This is a genomic window from Paenibacillus sp. BK720 (assembly GCF_011761545.1).
GTDB lineage: Bacteria > Bacillota > Bacilli > Paenibacillales > Paenibacillaceae > Pristimantibacillus.
Map to the genome: position 1 here is coordinate 580,789 of NZ_JAASRQ010000001.1, position 18,270 is coordinate 599,058.

Consider the following 18,270-nt stretch of genomic DNA (forward strand, 5'->3'; position numbering starts at 1 on the left):
CCGCTTTTTTTCTTACCCTTTATACGGAAGATTCAAGACGGGGACCTGCAGGAAGCTCTGAATGGCAATCGCGCATGCGCCAAGCACGCAGGATTTTTTCCCGATGGTCGAAATCTTGATCTCGCGGTAGTGGCTGACCCTGGAGTTTAAATTCGCTTCAATAAGCTGAAGGGAATCCGGATAAATCCGCAGCAATTCGCTGTCCAGCACAACAACCTCGGGATTATAAATATTGATCATGTTATTGAGTCCGATGGACAGATAATAGATGAACTGCTCCATGAGCTCCGTCACGTCCGGATCCTTCGCTTCAATCCAGCGCCCGATTTGCGCGTAAGTCATGTCCTCGCCCGGCTTTTTGGCGCGCAATAGCTGGAGGACGCTAGTCTCGGAAGCGTATTTCTCCCAGCAGCCTTTATTGCCGCAATTGCACGGAATGCCGCCGGGAACAACTATCATATGGCCAATCTCCCCGGCAAAGCCGTCTTGCCCCCGGAAGAAGGAGTGGTTAAACATCATACCCATCCCGATGCCGGAATGCAAGGTTACGCTTAACAGATCGTTGGTCTCGTGATGGAAAAATACGCGCTCTGCGAATGCGCTGAGATTCGCGTTGTTCTCCAGCTTGACCTGCAGGCCGAGAGCGTTCTCCAGATCACGCTTTAGCGGTACGTCATGCCAGTCAAAAGAAGGGATGTAATGAATCACTTCATCCGTTGAGACCAGGCCGTGAATGGCGATTACGATGCCGATAATGCCGTATCGGCTGTCCGCGAAACGCTCCTGGTAGCGCTTGATCTGCCCGGTCAGCAAGAGCAAGATATCCTCATAAGCGTTGTATTGCTGCAGCTTCATAGTGTCGGTTAAGACAAGAGAGCCTTGCAGATCCGAGATCGCAAAGGAAATCTGATCATACTCCAGATCGATGCCGATTGCGTATCCGGCCTCCGCGTTGATGGACAGCATAATCGGCTTGCGGCCGACCTGGTTGTATTCGATTTCTTTCTCGACGACCAGTTCCTCGTCAAGCAGGTCCGCGACCTGTCCCGACACCGTCGCCCGGGTAAGGGCGGTTGCTTTGGAGACGTCGGCTCTCGAAAGCATGCCTTCCTTCAAAATTTCTTTCAGAATCAAAGAGCGATTCATTTTCTTTATATAAGAAGCGTCGCCGGTAATCATCGTAATCCTCCTAAAAAGAATCGTCACACGGTTTTTGTGACGATTCTTGCATCGTAAGCATAGTAGCAAATACGGAATTGACAATGGAGATAGTGCTTGTTACATTGATAATACAATTAATTTGTTCATTAAACAAACAAATTATTAGAGCGATAAAAGGAGCGATGACAGGATGGGTATTTTGCAGGATCTGGTCAAGGATATTCCGATTCCGCGCATGGCCAAGGTGAAAGTCAACTTCGACGATACAAAAATAGAGGATATCGCAAGCGAGCTGCTGCCGAAGCTCCGGCGGGAGCAAATTACAAGCCGCGTCAAACCGGGGATGGAGATTGCAATCGCGGTGGGCAGCCGCGGACTTGACCGCCTGGTGGAGATTACGGCGGTTACCGTGAAGTTCCTGAAGGATGCCGGAGCGAAGCCTTTTATCGTTCCCAGCATGGGAAGCCATGGCGGCGCGACGGCGGAAGGACAACGCGAGGTGCTGGCGCATCTGGGCGTAACGGAGGAAACGGCAGGCTGCGAGATTCGCTCCTCGATGGAGGTCGTGCAGCTTGGCGAGCTTCCGAACGGCCTTCCCGTCTATTTGGATAAATTCGCCGCCGCGGCCGACGGCATTGTCGTGATTAACCGCGTGAAGCCGCATACGGCGTTTAGGGGTAATGTGGAAAGCGGTATCATGAAGATGATCAGCATCGGTCTAGGCAAGCAAAGAGGCGCCGAGGCGTGCCATCAGCTTGGCTTCAAATACATGGCGGAGAATGTCCCGGCTATGGCAAAGCTTATTATGGAGCAGAAGCCGGTGCTGTTTGGCGTAGCGTCGATCGAGAATGCTTTCGATAAAGTACGGTTCATCGAAACGCTGACGCCGGATGAAATCGTAGAGCGGGAGCCGCAATTCCTTGCCCAAGCGAAAGAGCTGCTGCCTAAGCTTTTCTTCGACCAGCTTGACGTGCTCATTATTGACCAGATCGGCAAGAACATCAGCGGCGACGGCATGGATCCGAACATTACGGGCCGTTATCCGACGCCTTACGCCCACGGCGGGCCGGACGTGAACAAAATGGCGGTGCTTGACCTGACGCATCAGACGGAAGGCAACGCGAACGGCGTTGGAACGGCGGATTTCACAACGCAGCGTCTCGTAGACAAGATGGACCTTGAGAAGACGTATGCAAACGGTCTAACTTCGACGGTTGTGGCGCCAACCAAGATTGCCACGACGCTTCCGAATGACCGCGAGACGATTCAAGCATCGATCAAGACCTGCAATATTCTGCATTTTGACCAAGTGAAAATGGTACGAATCAAAAACACGCTGGAGATCGGCGAGATTGAAGTGTCTGAAGCTCTACTGGAATACGTGAAGCATCATCCGCGCATGGAAATTGTGAAGGATTTGTATGAGCTGGATTTCGATAAAGACGGGAACTTGTTCTAGATCATAGACATGGGGAGAGAAGAGAAATGACGGCTAATCTATTTGATTTGACGGGGAAAACGGCGGTCGTAATCGGCGGCAACAGCGTACTGGGTTCTTCGATGGCAGCAGGTCTTGCCGCTCATGGCGCGCATGTTGCGATTGTCGGACGGAATCTCGAAAAGGCGCAGGATGTCGTGGACTCCATTATCAGCGATGGCGGCAGCGCGAAGGCGTTCCATGCGGATGTATTGTCAAAGGAATCGCTGCTTAAGGTGCAGTCGGAGATTGAAGCATGGAGAGGCGGTTGCGATGTTTTGCTGAATGCTCCTGGCAAAAACAGCGCAACGCCATTCTTCGAGCTGGAAATGGAAGAGTATGACGACATCATGGACGTCAACCTGAAAGGAATCGTGCTCACCTGCCAAATCTTCGCGAAGCGGATGATCGAGCAGCAGCGGACGGGCAGCATTATTAATATTTCCTCCGTATCCTCCACAACTCCGCTGTCCAGAGTGTTTACTTATTCGGTATCCAAGGCAGGTCTTAACAGCGTTACGCAGTTCCTTGCGCGCGAGTTCGCCGAGCAAGGCATCCGGGTGAATGCCATTATTCCGGGGTTCTTCCCGGCTGAACAGAACCGTAAAATATTAAGCGAGGAACGTGTTGCCTCGATTATGCGGCATACGCCGATGAATCGGTTCGGAACGCCGGAGGAGCTTCAAGGCGCAGCGGTATGGCTGGCTTCGGAGAAAGCATCGGGCTTCGTAACGGGAACCCTGATCCGCGTGGACGGCGGTTTCGGCAGCATGACGATCTAGAGAGGGGAATGGAAGTGCCGACTGAAAAATATGTTGCCCTGCAGGACATCCTTCGCGAGATGGGATCGGTTGTGGTTGCTTTTTCCGGAGGGGTGGACAGCACCTTTCTGTTAAAAGCGGCGGTCGAGACGCTTGGGACCGGGAACGTGCTTGCCGTTACGGCCGACTCGGAGACTTATCCGTCCAGCGAGCTGGAAGAGGCCAAGAGGCTGGCGAAGCAAATCGGCGTTCAGCATGAGGTCGTTTCGACTTCGGAGCTCGCCATTCCCGGATATGCGGAGAACAATAAGAACCGTTGTTATTTTTGCAAAAGCAGCTTGTTTGATCACCTGTTCCCGCTGCTGGAAGAGCGTTCCTTCGCCAATCTGGTGTACGGCGTAATCGCGGATGACAAGAATGAGCACCGTCCCGGCATGCAGGCGGCCAAGGAAAGAGGCGTTAGAGGCCCGCTGCTGGAGGCGGATTTATATAAACAGGAAATCCGGGAGCTGTCCCGTTCCTTTGGCCTGCCGACATGGGATAAGCCTTCCTTTGCCTGCTTGTCCTCAAGGATTGCTTACGGCGAGAGAATTACGAACGAGAAGCTCCTGAAGGTGGAACGCGCGGAGGCTTACTTGAAATCGCTCCGTATTCGCCAAGTTCGCGTGCGTACTCACGACGAGATTGCTAGAATAGAGGTAGAGCCTGGCGATATGCCGCTTGTCCTCGCTCATCACGAGGCAATCGTAGAGCAGCTTCAAGCCTTTGGTTATAAATACGTAACCCTTGACCTGCTCGGATACCGGAGCGGCAGCATGAATCGATCGCTTCATCTATAATCGGACCAAAAGCCGTTTACGCTTGGGGAAAAGGAAGGTTTATCGGAATGTCAAATTACGTCATTGGGCTTGATCTGGGCACAACCAGCGCCAAAGCCTGTGTTTTTAACCGCGTGGGCCATCTGGTTGCGGAGTCGGAGGAGCTTATTCACTCCGAATACCCGCAGGTAGGCTATGTTCAGCAGGACGCGGAAGCGATTGAACGTTCGGCCGTTCTCGCTGTACGCTATGCGATTCAAAAAGCGGGAATCGGAAAGGACGACGTTGCCGTCCTCGGATTTTCCGCGGCTATGCATTCTCTTGTGCCGGTAGGCGGGGATGGCAAGCCGTTATCTCCTGCCTTGATCTGGTCGGACGGAAGAGGTACGGATCAGGCGGAACGCCTGACAGAGGAAGAGCGTCAGCGTTACTATGCAAGGACGGGTACGCCAATCCATCCGATGTCGCCCTTTCTGAAGCTGTTATGGATGAAGGACGCCGGCTACGAGCCTTACCATCAAGCAGCCTTCTTTATGTCGATTAAGGAATATCTGATTTATTGCTGGTTTGGCAAGCGGGTCATCGACTATTCGATGGCATCGGCTACCGGATTGTTTAACCCGCATACGCGCGAGTGGGATGGGGAAATGCTGGATTTGGTCGGTATTCAGGCAAGCCAGCTATCCGAGATTGTTGCTCCTACGACCCTTTTAGGTGCGATAAACCCTGATATTGCAGAAGAAATGGGAATCGCTCCGGAGCTGCCCGTGGCCATTGGCGCCGCAGACGGCCAGCTGGCCAATCTGGGGATTGGCGCGCTGCTGCCCGGGGAGGTTGCCGTATCGGTCGGGACAAGCGGAGCAATCCGTCAGGTAACCCATGAGGCGAAAGTCAGCAGCCGCGGCGAGACGTTCTGCTATTCGTTTACCGAGGATTCCTATATTATCGGCGGACCTACGAACAATGGCGGCATCGCGCTGCAATGGCTGAAGCAGCTTTTGAATGATCAAGGCAGCTACGAGAGCTTCCTCGCGGAGGCGGATAAGTCCGCTCCCGGTGCCGAAGGCCTGCTGTTCCTCCCGTATATTAACGGGGAGAGAGCGCCGCTCTGGAATCCGCGGGCAAGAGGCAATTTTTACGGCATGACCGTTGCCCATACGAAGGCGCATTATGTCCGCGCCGTGCTGGAAGGCATTACGTTTAATCTGTATCAGATTGGACGGGCTTTGGAGCAGCTTGCCGGACCTTCCCGGAAAATTTACGTCAACGGGGGCTTGGCGCGTTCGCCGTTTTGGCTGCAGATGATGGCGGATATTTTCGAAGCGGAGATTTACGTTTCGGAGAACCACCACAGCGCGGCTTGGGGAGCCGCCTGGATTGGGCTGGTCGCTATCGGGGAAGAAAAGGATCTGGCTTCAATCAAGTCTAATATCCCGATGGGGGAAGCGGTGCATCCGAATTCCGGGAACAGCAAGGCGTATAAAGCCATTTATGATCGCTACGAGAAATTGGCAGCTAGTATTGCAGCATTGTTCTAAAGATCCGAAAAGGCTTAAGAGGTGAATACATGCTTGAAGAAGTGCTAAGACAGGTACAGAACGGCGGGCTTAGCGTAGAGGATGCAGCCAAGCAGCTGGCGACATTCGAGAATCTGGGCTTTGCGAAGGTGGACCATCACCGGAAAAAACGCCAGGGCTTCCCTGAAATCATCTATGGGGAAGGCAAGTCGGCGGAGCAAATCATCGGGATTGCGAAAGCTTTGCAGACGCAAAATCATGAGGTTCTTATTACTCGCGTGTCTCGGGAAAAGGCGGATCAGATTCGGATCGAATGCTCCGATTATCAATACGATCCCGTAGCGAGACTTCTGTTCTGGAAGCATGCGGATAATCAAGAGAGTAAGCTGAACGGGTATGTTGCGGTTGTGGCGGCCGGCACTTCGGATCTGGGCGTTGCCGAAGAAGCGGCTGTAACGGCTGAAGTTCTGGGAAGCCGCGTACGCCGCTTCTACGATGTTGGGGTTGCGGGCATTCACCGCCTGCTGCATCATGCGGAAGAGATTCAGCAAGCCGCCGTTTCCGTCGTGGTAGCCGGAATGGAAGGGGCGCTGCCAAGCGTTGTAGGCGGCCTTGTCGCCCATCCGGTTATTGCGGTGCCGACCAGCGTGGGCTACGGCGCTAGCTTCAACGGACTGTCGGCGCTTCTCACCATGCTGAATTCATGCGCCTCCGGCATCAGCGTAGTCAACATCGACAACGGATTTGGCGGCGGATACAACGCCGCGCTTATCCATCACCTTATAAACAAAGGAGCCGCTGGCCTATGAAAACCTTGTATATCGATTGCTTCTCCGGCATTAGCGGAGACATGTTTATCGGCGCTCTCCTGGATGCGGGAGGCGACGCCGCTCATCTGCAGGCAGAGCTGAAAAAGCTTCAGATCAGCGACGAATACGACCTCACCTGGAAGCATGTGATGAAGAACGGCATCAAGGCTTTGAAGTTTGATGTCGAGCTGAAGCATGAGGGCCATGCGCACAGCCATGGTCATGAGCATCATCATGGGCACAGCCACGAGCACGATCATGATCATCATGACCACGATCACGGGCATCATCATGATCATGACCACCAACATGACCACGAGCACCAGCATGACCATCACCATCATTCGCATAGTCATGATCACAACCATGGCTACAGCCATTCGCACGATCACGAGCATCATCACGGCCGCAGTCATTCGCATGATCATGGCCATCACCACCATGATCATCGGGCGTATAAAGACATTGTCCAACTGATCGAAAAGTCCGACTTGACGGACGCGGTTAAGCAGACCGCGCTTAAGATCTTCAAGAAGATTGGCGAGGCCGAAGGGAAGATTCATGGCTTGCCGCTGGAACGGGTTCATTTTCACGAGGTAGGCGCCGTAGATTCCATCGTGGATATTGTCGGTGCGGCGATTCTGCTTCACCAGTTGCAGATTACAACGGTGAAATGCGCGCCCGTACCGGTAGGAGTCGGCAAAATCCGGATCGATCACGGCATTTATCCGGTGCCGGCGCCGGCAACGCTCGAAATGCTTAAGGGCATTCCGCTCGAGCAGTCGACGATCCGCGCGGAGCTTACTACGCCAACCGGCGCCGCTATCGCAGCGGTGCTTGCCGAGAGCTTTGGCCCCATGCCTTCGTTCAAGGTGGAGGCGATCGGATACGGAGCTGGGACAAAGACGTTCCCGGAACATCCGAATGTGCTGCGCGTTGTCATTGGCGAATAGCTGCAGGGATAGGAGTCGGGAGTCATGTTAAATCAGCCGGCATATGAGCATGAAGACAGCGGAATGGTCAAGCTCGAAGTGAACCTGGACGATATTTCGGGCGAGTGGCTCGGGTACGTAATGGACTTGCTGTTTGAGGCGGGCGCCAATGATGTATTCTATACCCCGATCTATATGAAGAAGAACAGACCGGGAACGATGCTTCAGCTGTTATGCGCGCAGGACAAAGTAGAGGCGATGAAAGCGATCTTGTTCCGAGAGACAACCACGCTTGGCATCCGCTATTATCCGCTGACCGTTCACCGGCTGGAGCGGGTGTTTGAAACCGTCCATACGGAATGGGGGCCAGTCACGGTCAAGAAAGGCTTATATAACGGAGAAGTAGTCCAATGGGCACCGGAATACGAGGATTGCAAAAAAATCGCAAGCACGCTTGGCATCCCTCTTAAACAGGTTTATGATAGAGTTCGGATGGAACAAAATGGTTAAATGGACGAAGAGAGACAGGAATTTCGGGAGGCTATAGGGGATGGGGAGTTTAATAACGGTTCTGCTTGTTGGTCTGGTGCTTGGCATCAAGCATTCCATTGAACCCGACCATATTATCGCGGTGTCAACGATGGTAAGCAATCAAAAAAAGCTGTGGCGGTCTACGTTAACGGGGATCTTCTGGGGCATCGGCCATACCAGCACCTTGTTTATCGTAGGAATGGTGCTTGTCCTGCTAAAGGGAGAGCTTCCGGAAGTGTGGGCGATGTCGCTGGAGTTTCTGGTAGGGATTATGCTCGTTTACTTGGGATATAAAAACGTCGTATCGGTAAAGCGCGCTTACCAGCATTCCCATCAGCACGACAAGTCCTCCCTCATCAAAGTAACGGTCATCGGATTTATTCATGGCTTGGCCGGCAGCGCCGCTATGGTTATTCTGACCCTGTCGACGGTAGAATCGGTATGGGAATGCGCGATGTACATTCTGGTATTCGGCATCGGAACGATTACGGGCATGCTGATTTTCACAACGATTTTGGGCATTCCGTTTGTATATAGCAAGACAAGCGTCAAATGGAACCGCGGTTTGATGCAGGCCGCGGGCACGGTGAGCTTTTTGTTCGGCCTTTATTACATGTACAACCTTGGGATTACGGAAGGACTATTTAAATTGTGGGTGAAATAGCAGCTTCCTGAAGACAACGGGAATAGATCGCATGGTAAACCATGGTGACTATTCCCGTTTTTTTATAGTTCAAAGGAACTGTTCACAAAACAGAAAATTTTGGTAAAATAGGTATTACCTTTAAATGGAGGGTGATGTTCAGCTAGGTAATCTAGGTTATTTTGATTCTGATGGAGGAATGTAATAGCATGCTGCTTGAGGCCCATGTAGAGGTGACGGACTCCGATCGCCGGATGGTGAAGCAGCTGCTGAAAGCTTACCCGTCAATGAAAGCGGTAGTCGATATTTCCGAGTGGGATCATAGGGTTGACCAAATTGCTGAATATGCCGGAAAATGCAAAGCGATCGAACGGGCGCTGGAGGCGCTGCCTTATGAGGGGAAGGAAATTTTGACCCGATGTTTTTTTGAGCAGAAGAAGGATAAATACATATACGAATTTGTGCTGAAGATACCAAAGAGCACTTACGATGTTTACAAGTCGAGAGCCATACATACGATATCTTCCATCTTAAAAGCAGCCAATATGATCTGACAGACGATACGAAAACAGAAGCTTCCTGCGGGAGGCTTTTTTTTGTTGTCCGGAGAGGCGTTTCGCTTAGCTTTAGTCAAAAACTAGGCATTTCTTAAGCCATATTCATACGGAACTCATACAGGGCATGTACCGAAAATAAGCTCTGCTCAGCTTACACTGAAACAGATTACGTTCATGAAGGGGCTGGTCGATTTTGTTTGCCGACATCGTGTCGATTGCGTCCTTTTGCGGGGAGCTGATCAGCGCCGAACTGTATATAGGCGATGTGCCGGAGGAGAAGACGCTGCCGGCCTTGGCGTTCCCGCCGCCGCGGATTGCAGACAGCCCGGGCAACCTGGTGTCGTTCCGCAAGACGTATACGCTAGTGATCAAGGTGTTCGAGGAGACCGACAGCAAAGCATTTACGACGGCCGACAGCATAGCGGACGCGATCCGCGCGCCGAGGTACCGGATTCCTTGCCTCGCCGAGGATGGTGCAAGGACCGGCGAGTTCATTCGAATTGACAAGCTCGATCTTCAGATGGGCGGCACCGGAGAAGCTCAATTAACGCTGGAGTGGTCCAGACAGATCGGCTTTGAAAGGGAAACGTACGAGAAAGTAAATACCGTAACGGTTACGGAAAGGATGAAAAGCGATGCCTAGACCTAGAAAAAGCGAGGTCCAGCCGCCACCGGCGCAAGTACCCGGAGATGCGCTCGAAAGCGCGCCGGCTGCCGCGGGATTAGAAACGGCGGAGACGCGTTATACGGCGGAAAGCCTGCGCCGAAACGCGCGGGAGCTATTCCGGGTAAATCCGGAAGTGGTTGACGGTGCTTTATACGGAGCAAGCGCTCATGAGCTGACCATTGCGGAAGCGCAAGCGCTGATCAAGGCCTATATGCAAAGGGAGGTTCGTTAAGATGGCGGGAGGAACATGGATTCAAGGCGTGGAGAAGGTAAGACCGGGATTGTATATGAACTTCAAAATCGCCGCGCTCGAGCGGATCAAATCCGGCGAGCGAGGCACGGTAACGATGCCGCTTGAGCTGGGCTGGGGGCAGTCGAAAACGTTCCTGAAGATTGAGACCGACAGCGATGTGCTTGAGCTGCTTGGCTACGACATCAACGATCCGAAGATGATCAAGGTGCGCGAAGCGAAGAAGCGGGCGAAGACGCTGCTTCTCTACAGGCTGAATGCCGGCGAACGTGCGAAGGTGACATTTGGCGCGGATACTAACGCCGTAACGGCAACGGCCATACATACCGGATCAAGAGGCAATGATATTGCCATAGCTGCAGAGGATGACCCGTCCGGAGCGGCAAAGAAGCTGGTTAAAACGCTGGTGAGCGGCCGTGTTGTTGACCAGCAGCTCGTCGGCAGCGCGTCCGAGCTGAAGGCTAACGCTTGGGTAACGTTCTCCGGTACGGGCGGCGTTGAGAAGACAGCGGGCTCCCCGCTTGCGGGAGGTACAAACAGCTCGGTAACGGGCGGAGATCATACGGAGTATCTGGAAGCGACGGAGACGCAGCATTTTGACGTTATCGCCTATCCATTCTCGGATGATAATCTCAAAATCTCGTTTATATCGTTTATCAAGCGGATGCGCGAGGAAGAAGGCAAGAAAATTCAAGGCGTTATCGCGTCGCCCGTAAAAGACGGAGCATTCTCCAATATTTCGGACTATGAAGGAATCGTCAGCGTTGGCAACGGCGTGGTATTGCTGGACGGCACCACGCTGAGCGCGCTGGATGCCGTTGCCTGGGTAGCCGGAGCTACCGCCGGAGCTTCGATCATTCAGTCCAATACGTACAGCGCTTATGAAGGAGCGGTTGACGCGAATCCGCGTCTGAAGAACAGCCAGGTGATCGAGGCGCTGAAGAAAGGCCAATTCGTCTTTGTTCACGACGGCGTGAAGGTGAAGGTCGAGCAGGATATCAACTCTCTCGTATCCTATTCGCAGACCCGCAACGGCCGCTTCTCGAAAAATCGCGTGGTCCGTGTCCTTGACGCGATCGCGAACGATTTCGCGCGCGTGGCTAACGACAGCTATATCGGCAAAATCGATAATAACGGAGACGGCCATGCCCTGCTCAAGGCTGCCGCCAACCAATATTTGCGCGATCTGCAGGATGCCGGGGCAATCCAGAACGTTGATTTTATTAAAGATTTCGAGATCGACACGGTCCGATCGGTTGGGGACGAAGTGTATGTCAATCTGGGCATTCAGCCGGTAGACAGTATGGAGAAATTTTTCTTTACAGTGGAGGTGCGATAATCGATGGCAAAATTCCGTGCGGACAATACGATCAACGGCCGGGAAGCAAGACTGTTTATTGACAGCGAGGAAATCGGCTACGCCAAGTCGTTTGAAGCGACGATCGAGAAGAACAAGGTGGACGTGGCCGTTCTCGGCAACCGCTGGCTTGGCAAGAAGACAACATCCTTAAGCGGTACCGGTACGTTGACGCTTTATAAAGTAACGACCAAGTTCTCCAAAATGCTGCTGGAATACGCAACCTCGGGCAAAGATGTGTATTTCACGCTGCAGGGCGTGCTTGACGATCCGGGCTCCGGCCGCGGTACAGAACGCATAACGCTGCTGAACTGCAATATTGATTCGGTAAAGATCGGACAGTTCAACGTAGAAGCCGAAGTGCTGGAAGAGGAAATTCCGTTTACCTTCGAAGGTGCCGAAATACCGGAGGCTCTTAAGGACGGCTTTGAATAATACTCTCTAACTCGGAAGGGGAATGGACCATGACAACGGCAACAAAATCGATGAATGTGTTCATGAAGGGCAAGGCGAAGCAGGCAGTTATCGAGGAGATCCTCGTATCGCGGCGTTACGAGGATGAGGAAGGCAACCCGATTCCATTCCGGCTGAAAGCTGTGGACACTAAGCGGATCGAAGAGCTGCAGGACGAATGCACGGTACCGCAATTCAAAAAAGGCAAGAAAGTCGGCGAAGAAGTGGACTGGAAACGGTTCGCCTGCCGTCTGGCCGTTGAAACAACCGTTTATCCGGATTTCCGCGATCAGGAGCTGCTGGGCAGCTACGGTCTGGTGGACCCATGCGATCTGGTCAAAGAGATTCTGAACGTAGGCGGCGAATACGCCGAGCTTATTCAAGCGGTTCAGCGCGTGAACGGCTTTGATACGGACTTTGAAGAGCTGGTGGAAGAAGCAAAAAACTAATCCGCAGTGGTGATTATCATGCCCTGATCTCCCACCGGGTCTGGCAGAAGCATCATCTTCCCCCGCAGGAGCTTTGGCAAATGGATGATTACCACCGCGCTTTTATTTATGCCTCCGAGTTTACGGAGATCGAAGCGGAACGAAAGGCAGCGCGCGCGCAGGGCCGCAAGTGAGCCCATGCAAGCGGGAGAGGAAGGAGGCGGTTAGGAATGGCAGCCGCAGCCGCACTGACAGGCGCAGGATTTAAACTGGCTCTCAAAAAAGGCGCAAAGAAAAAAGGAGCCTCCGTTTTTTTGAACAGCTTTAAAACCTTTAAGAAGCAAGGCCTTGGCAAGCAGGCGGTGCAGGCTATCTTCGGCAAGAAGACAGCCGCAAAGCCTCCTGCCGGGGCCGAAGAGAAGAAGCCAACGTTCGCCGATCATCTGAAGAGCATGCAGGAGGTGTTCGGCGGAGTTGGCGAGCAGTTGAAAAGCTTCGGTACCGCTACCGTTGGCGCAGCGGCAGATCTTGAAACCGACAGGATTGGCTTCGACTTTGTGGTCAGCAAGCTAAAGCCGCCTGGCGGCAAAGGCGGGAAAGGGAAGGGGCCGGCAAGCGCCGCCGCCCTTCAGAAGTCATTTGCCGATTATTGGACGGCGCTGCGGGATAATGCCCAGACAACCGCGTTCTCGGCCGATGATGTGCTCAAAGGCGGTACCCAGGCTATTAAGCTGACTAAAGGCGATACGGGCAAGGCGATGCAGCTGGTCAAGCTGGCGGAGAATATGGCTGGCTTTAACCCCGGCAAGACCGTCGCCGAAGCCATGGAAGCGATTGAAGCCGCGAACGGCAAGGATTACAAGAAGCTGGAGGAATTCGGCTTCGAATTTAAGAAAGGCAGCTGGAACAAGTTCCTGACGGATGCGGGCAAATGGTTCGATGGCGGCTCCAAAAAGCTGAACGAATCGGCGAACGGCATGTGGGAGATCGTCACGGAGGGCCTTAAGGGCTCCCTGCAAAATGCGGGAGTTGCCGCGCTGGATCAGGTGAAGCCCATCATGCAGCGGCTCGTAACCTGGCTGACGAACGGCGGCTTCAAGAAGCTGGAGAACATAGCGGCCAAGACCGTAGACGTTCTGGTGAAAAGCTTCTTATGGCTTGCCGATGTGCTGGGTCCGGTATTTGGCTGGCTGGAAAAGGCACTTGATTGGGTTAGCGCCAACTTCGACTCGTTAAGGCCTGTTCTGAACGGACTTGTAGCAGCCTTTGCCGCCTTTACGGTCATCTCTACCGTTGCTTCTATCATCTCGGGGATAGGCGTCTTTATTGGCCTCTTGTCCAATCCGATCTTCTGGGTGGTTGCCGCCATCGGTCTGCTCACGGCAGCCTGGACGGGTAACTGGGGCGGCATTCAAGACAAGACCAAGGCGGCTATCGCCTGGATTGTGTCTGCGTATAACGGCTTTGTTCAATCGATGAAGCAATTTATCGCGGATACCAAGCAGCTGTTCTCCGATCTTGGCGCCTGGATGAATCAGCTATGGTCGAATGCCGTAACCGGCGTACAGCAATTTGCGAACCGGCTGGTAACGGGAACGATTGCACGCTGGAACCAGCTCGTCAGCACGGTTACCCAGCTTGGCGCGCAGCTGCAAGCTTGGCTGACCCAGACCTGGAGCAAGATCGTATCGGTGACGACGCAGCTGCTCACGCAGGCCTGGCAGGCGGTCAGCACGGCCTTCCAATCCGTATGGGCAACCGTTTCCGGCGTCATGATGCGAATCTTCCAATTCTATTCGCTTGTCTGGAACGGCATGGTGAAGATCGTCGCCGGAGCGGGATCCTTTATCATCAACACTGTCCGTTCCGCCTTCCAATCGGTGAGCGGCATCATTACCGCCGCTTTCGACACCATTGTTGGGATCGGGCAGGCGGCGATGGATATGCTGCGAGGCATATTCAAGGGCGTATGGCAGGGAGCCGCCGGCGATCATCAAGGGGCTGTACAGACGATCCGGAACGCGGTCATGGGAGCAATCGGCAAGATAGGCAGCCTGCTTACCGGCTTTGCCGCCAAGTCGATTCATTACGCGAAGGCCTTCGTATACGGGTATGTGTCTGGGCTAGGTCAGCTCTATCAGACGGTAAAAGGCGCAATCATGCCGGTATGGCAAATCGTCACGCAGGTTTGGGGCGCCATCTCAAGCTTTGTCGTGTCGGCTGTCCAGACCGCATGGTCAGCCATTCAAAGGGCATGGGATTCTATATCCGCTTTTGTTGGGAATGCCTTCAATACGGCTATTGATGCGATTAGGCGAGGCTTTTGGAGCGCGGTCGGCTTTGCGAAGACGGCTGTGCAAACGATCAGGCAATGGCTAAGCAACGCAATTGACGCGGCAATTGCCTTTGCGATTCAAAGCTTTCATTCTTTTGTCGGCTTTATGAAAGCGGCGGGGCCGGCAATCGTCGAATTTATCAAAAGAACCTTTGAAGCGGTTATCGATGCTTCCGTCAAAGCTTTTTTTACCGTGGTGGAGACATTGGAGTCGGCCATGCGGTCGCTGTGGTCGGTCATTACGAACACGATGACGGCGATAAAAGCCTTTTTCATCGAGACCTGGGGCATTGTCTCCGCGGCTGTCGTCAACGCCTTTACAACGATGTACAACTGGGCGGCTAGCACGCTAGCTGCGCTATGGGGGGTTATTTCGCCCGTACTGACGGGCATCGGCGAATTTACCGCTCTGATGTGGGGAATCGTAGTTGGCGCCTTTGCTTGGGGAGTGCGGATCGTCTATGACCTGATGACCGGCTTCGTTCAGCAGGCGATGTCTTTCGGAACGCAGTTTATGGAAAGTCTCATTCAAGGCTTTCAATCGATGTGGGGGACGCTTGTCCAGACGGTGCAGCAAATATGGGATTCGGTCAAGTCGATCTTCGGCAGCGCCACGGCAACGGTGAATATGGCGGTTACGCCTATTAACGGCAGCCACCTGAACGGTTTGAACCGGGTGCCTTTCAACGGTTACATTGCCGAGCTCCACCAAGGCGAGATGGTGCTCACCTCGGAGCAGGCGAATCAGTACCGCGGCGGTCAGCTTTCGGCGGAGCAGCAAAGCGCGATGCTTCAGCCTTACGGCCCTTCCGGCGGAGGCTCGGTGAACAATTCGAAGTCGGTCGAGATTGCAAACCTGGTTGGCGAGATTCACGTTCATGACGAGGCGGACGAGGACCGTTTTATCGAGAAGCTGAAACGGATGCTGGAAGAGGATTTATTAACGGAAGGAGAAGGCGTGTATGCCGGTTGAGTTCTGGTTCACCTATAACAACGGAGCGGAATCGCTGTGGCTGCCCGTCAATCCTTCCGAACTGAAGGTGACGGCGGGCTCCGCGAATGAAACGGTAACCGTTCAGGGACTTGGCCAGGTGACGGTCATTCAGGATCCGGTGCTGAAGACGTACGAATTCTCCTCCCATTTTCCCCAGCATTACGGTCCGTATTGCGCCTACAAGGATATTCCTCCTCCCAAGAAATGCGTCGACCAGCTTGAAACCTGGAAGTTCAGCGGCTTTCCCGTCCAGTTCGTCATTATTAATCCCGAAGGGCAGAAGCTGACGGTGGCGGTAACGATCGAGTCGTTGTCTTACCGCGAGATTGCCGGCGATATCGGCAGCATCTACTATGAGCTGTCTCTTCGAGAGTTCAAGTATACAAAGCCCCGTACGATCGAGACGAAGGAAGAGAACGGGCAGAAGGTTGCGGAAATCAGCAGCAAGGGGCAGCGGCCGAACCAGACCGTGAAGCCTGCCTCTTATACCGTCAAAAAAGGCGATACGTTATGGGCCATCGACCGGATGGTCGGGGTGCCTTACGAGAAAATTGCCGCGGCCAATGGCATTAAACCGCCCTATACTATTTATCCGAACCAAGTGCTGGTGATTCCATGATCCGGGTCATGCTTGTCGACAACGGCAAAACAACGGATGTCACTACGCTTGTGGAAACGGTTGAATGGTCGGGCAGCTCCCAGAAGGCGGTGCGAAAGCTGGCGGTCAGCCTGCTTTTTGCCAAGGAGGGCGAGGTCAGTCCTGCCATGATCCCTAACGGTTCCGGCATTATGCTGCATGACGGGGAAGAGGAGCTGTTTCGCGGGATTGTCTTTAACGCCGAATACAAGCCCGGGAAGCTAAGCTTAACCGCGTACGATCAGTTAATCTATCTCTCGAACAACAAGGACTCTTACGTGTTCAAGAGCATGAAGGCTTCGGCGATTCTAAGCAAGCTGTGCACGGACTTTTCCATTCCGGCAGGAACCGTCGAGGATACCGGCTATGTTATCCCTTACCTGGTATGCGATGAAGAGACCTTGTTCGATATGGCGAAAAAAGCGCTTGCGATCACTTACCGGCAGAAAGGCATCCGCTACTCGCTGTATTCCAAGGAAGGGAAAGTACAGCTCGTGCCGTACAGGAAAAACAGCCGGAACTGGGTCATCGAGACCGGCATTAACCTTATCGATTATTCGTACGGCGAATCGATTGAAGAGACCGTTACGAAGGTGAAGCTGCAGGGCGGCGAGGAGAAGCAGACGATTATTGCCACGGCGGAGAACAAATCGCTGCAGAAGCAGTTTGGCGTCCTTCAGCATTACGAGAAGGTAAAGGAAAAGCAGAATCGCGCGCAGCTGCAGGAAGCGGCGGATCTCTTGCTCGCCGAGAAAGGGAAAGTCAAGAAATCCCTTAAGCTTGACGAGGTTATCGGAATATCAGAGGTTATTGCGGGCACCGCTATCGTGGTGAAGGTTCCGGAGCTCGGCATAGAACAGACCTATGCCGTAGAGGAAGACAATCATCAGTTTAACGGCCGTTATCACAAGATGTCCCTGACCTTAACCGAGATGACCTGAATTGAATGGATGGAAAGCAGGTGAACCGCAGTGTCACTAGGCGAGCTGATCAGGCAGCACAGCATGAAGAGCGCCCGGTCGCTGAAGATGCTGGAGCTGATGGAGGCTGAGGTCACGAAGGCTCCGCCGGAGCTGGAGATAAAGCTGAAGGGCAGCGATAAGCTGATCATCCCGAAGGAGCTGATCGTTGTCGCCGAGCATCTATGCGAGGTGAAGCAGAAGGTCAACCTGAACGCGGGCAGGCAGACGGATGTCGGAAAGCAGTCTTTTGAAGTGACCATTGCAGAGGTGCCGCACACGGTGCCGCCTCCTACTCCCGATACTTCTCCCCATGGTCATCCGAAGACGATGCTTGAGGTGGCTTTGACGAACAGAAGCTTCGATATGAAGGAAGGCGAGCTCCATTACGTCAATGACGACAAGAAGGATGATCTATTGAAAGAGGGCGACAAAGTCATGGTGATGACCTTTGAGGGCGGTCAGAAGTTTTTCGTCATCGACCGGATTGTCCAATATTAACCGAAGGCAGGTGCATCCATGTCGCTTGGGGACTTGATTAAACAGCATAGCGTCAAAAGCATCCAGGCGATGAAGCTGCCGGAGCTGATGGAAGCCGAGGTTGTCTCGGCTCCTCCCGATCTGAAAATCAAGCTGAGGGGCAGCGACAAGCTGATTATTCCGAAGGAGCTGATCGTGGTTGCCGAGAGGCTGTGCCGGTTCACGCGAAAAGTGAATCTGACTAACAGCGGGGGAACGACGATTGGCACTCAGAAATTCGATGGTGATACGGGAGTATCGTCCACCTTCACGCATACCCATCCTTACTCCGTTGAAGTCGGCCTCAAAGATAGAGATTTCAGCCTAAAGGAAGGCGAAATCCATTACATCAACGACGACAAGAAGGATGACGTGCTTAAAGAAGGCGACAAAGTGATGGTCATTGCGTTTGAGGGCGGACAAAAGTTTTTTGTTTTCGACCGGATCGTAACCTATTAACTGCTT

At 53.3% G+C, this 18,270-nt stretch carries 18 protein-coding genes and 1 pseudogene; 18 read left to right on the forward strand and 1 reads right to left on the reverse strand.

What is annotated here, in order from left to right:
- Positions 1–12 precede the first annotated feature (12 nt).
- Positions 13–1,179 (reverse strand): ROK family protein, encoded by a 1,167-nt coding sequence (locus tag FHT67_RS02480; RefSeq protein ID WP_167195353.1) that lies wholly within the window; start codon positions 1,177–1,179, stop codon positions 13–15.
- 172 nt (positions 1,180–1,351) lie between these two features.
- Between FHT67_RS02480 and FHT67_RS02485 the strand changes: the two genes are divergently transcribed.
- The 18 genes and pseudogenes from FHT67_RS02485 (at position 1,352) to FHT67_RS02575 (ending at position 18,264) form a co-directional block, all read left to right on the forward strand.
- Entirely contained in the window at positions 1,352–2,620 is a 1,269-nt protein-coding gene (locus FHT67_RS02485; RefSeq protein ID WP_132303583.1) for a nickel pincer cofactor-dependent isomerase, group 22, read from the forward strand.
- Between the two features lie 26 nt (positions 2,621–2,646).
- Positions 2,647–3,420, forward strand: a complete 774-nt coding sequence (locus tag FHT67_RS02490) for an SDR family oxidoreductase (RefSeq protein ID WP_167195356.1) — start codon at positions 2,647–2,649, stop codon at positions 3,418–3,420.
- 8 nt (positions 3,421–3,428) lie between these two features.
- Positions 3,429–4,238: an ATP-dependent sacrificial sulfur transferase LarE gene (gene larE / locus FHT67_RS02495; protein WP_167195359.1), complete on the forward strand. Its 810-nt coding sequence runs from the start codon at positions 3,429–3,431 to the stop codon at positions 4,236–4,238.
- Positions 4,239–4,285: 47 nt separating this feature from the next.
- Complete coding sequence (locus FHT67_RS02500; protein WP_167195362.1) at positions 4,286–5,755, forward strand: gluconokinase; 1,470 nt, start codon at positions 4,286–4,288, stop codon at positions 5,753–5,755.
- Positions 5,756–5,784: 29 nt separating this feature from the next.
- Complete coding sequence (larB, locus tag FHT67_RS02505; protein ID WP_167195365.1) at positions 5,785–6,543, forward strand: nickel pincer cofactor biosynthesis protein LarB; 759 nt, start codon at positions 5,785–5,787, stop codon at positions 6,541–6,543.
- A pseudogene (gene larC, locus FHT67_RS29850) lies at positions 6,540–7,985 on the forward strand (nickel pincer cofactor biosynthesis protein LarC). Before larB ends, larC begins: the two are co-directional and overlap by 4 nt.
- 40 nt (positions 7,986–8,025) lie before the next feature.
- Positions 8,026–8,670, forward strand: coding sequence for a HupE/UreJ family protein (locus FHT67_RS02520; protein WP_167195371.1), 645 nt, complete (start codon positions 8,026–8,028; stop codon positions 8,668–8,670).
- A 188-nt stretch (positions 8,671–8,858) separates the two neighbouring features.
- Positions 8,859–9,203, forward strand: a complete 345-nt coding sequence (locus tag FHT67_RS02525) for a hypothetical protein (protein WP_132303599.1) — start codon at positions 8,859–8,861, stop codon at positions 9,201–9,203.
- Positions 9,204–9,414: 211 nt separating this feature from the next.
- Positions 9,415–9,849 carry a hypothetical protein gene (locus tag FHT67_RS02530; protein WP_208403089.1) on the forward strand — a complete coding sequence of 145 codons (435 nt, stop codon included), beginning with the start codon at positions 9,415–9,417 and terminating at the stop codon, positions 9,847–9,849.
- Complete coding sequence (locus FHT67_RS02535) at positions 9,842–10,105, forward strand: YqzN/YkzM domain-containing protein (protein WP_167195376.1); 264 nt, start codon at positions 9,842–9,844, stop codon at positions 10,103–10,105. Before FHT67_RS02530 ends, FHT67_RS02535 begins: the two co-directional genes overlap by 8 nt.
- Before the next feature lies 1 nt (position 10,106).
- Positions 10,107–11,462 carry a phage tail sheath family protein gene (locus tag FHT67_RS02540; RefSeq protein ID WP_167195379.1) on the forward strand — a complete coding sequence of 452 codons (1,356 nt, stop codon included), beginning with the start codon at positions 10,107–10,109 and terminating at the stop codon, positions 11,460–11,462.
- A gap of 3 nt (positions 11,463–11,465) precedes the next feature.
- Positions 11,466–11,915, forward strand: a complete 450-nt coding sequence (locus FHT67_RS02545; protein WP_127496018.1) for a phage tail tube protein — start codon at positions 11,466–11,468, stop codon at positions 11,913–11,915.
- Between the two features lie 29 nt (positions 11,916–11,944).
- Positions 11,945–12,382 carry a phage tail assembly chaperone gene (locus FHT67_RS02550; RefSeq protein WP_167195382.1) on the forward strand — a complete coding sequence of 146 codons (438 nt, stop codon included), beginning with the start codon at positions 11,945–11,947 and terminating at the stop codon, positions 12,380–12,382.
- 209 nt (positions 12,383–12,591) lie between these two features.
- Complete coding sequence (locus FHT67_RS02555; RefSeq protein WP_167195385.1) at positions 12,592–15,669, forward strand: phage tail family protein; 3,078 nt, start codon at positions 12,592–12,594, stop codon at positions 15,667–15,669.
- Positions 15,659–16,309, forward strand: a complete 651-nt coding sequence (locus FHT67_RS02560; RefSeq protein ID WP_167195387.1) for a LysM peptidoglycan-binding domain-containing protein — start codon at positions 15,659–15,661, stop codon at positions 16,307–16,309. Before FHT67_RS02555 ends, FHT67_RS02560 begins: the two co-directional genes overlap by 11 nt.
- Before the next feature lie 8 nt (positions 16,310–16,317).
- Positions 16,318–17,268, forward strand: coding sequence for an XkdQ/YqbQ family protein (locus FHT67_RS02565; protein ID WP_208403090.1), 951 nt, complete (start codon positions 16,318–16,320; stop codon positions 17,266–17,268).
- Between the two features lie 30 nt (positions 17,269–17,298).
- Entirely contained in the window at positions 17,299–17,787 is a 489-nt protein-coding gene (locus FHT67_RS02570) for a DUF2577 family protein (RefSeq protein ID WP_167195393.1), read from the forward strand.
- Between the two features lie 18 nt (positions 17,788–17,805).
- Positions 17,806–18,264, forward strand: a complete 459-nt coding sequence (locus FHT67_RS02575) for a DUF2577 family protein (protein WP_167195396.1) — start codon at positions 17,806–17,808, stop codon at positions 18,262–18,264.
- Positions 18,265–18,270: the final 6 nt, after the last annotated feature.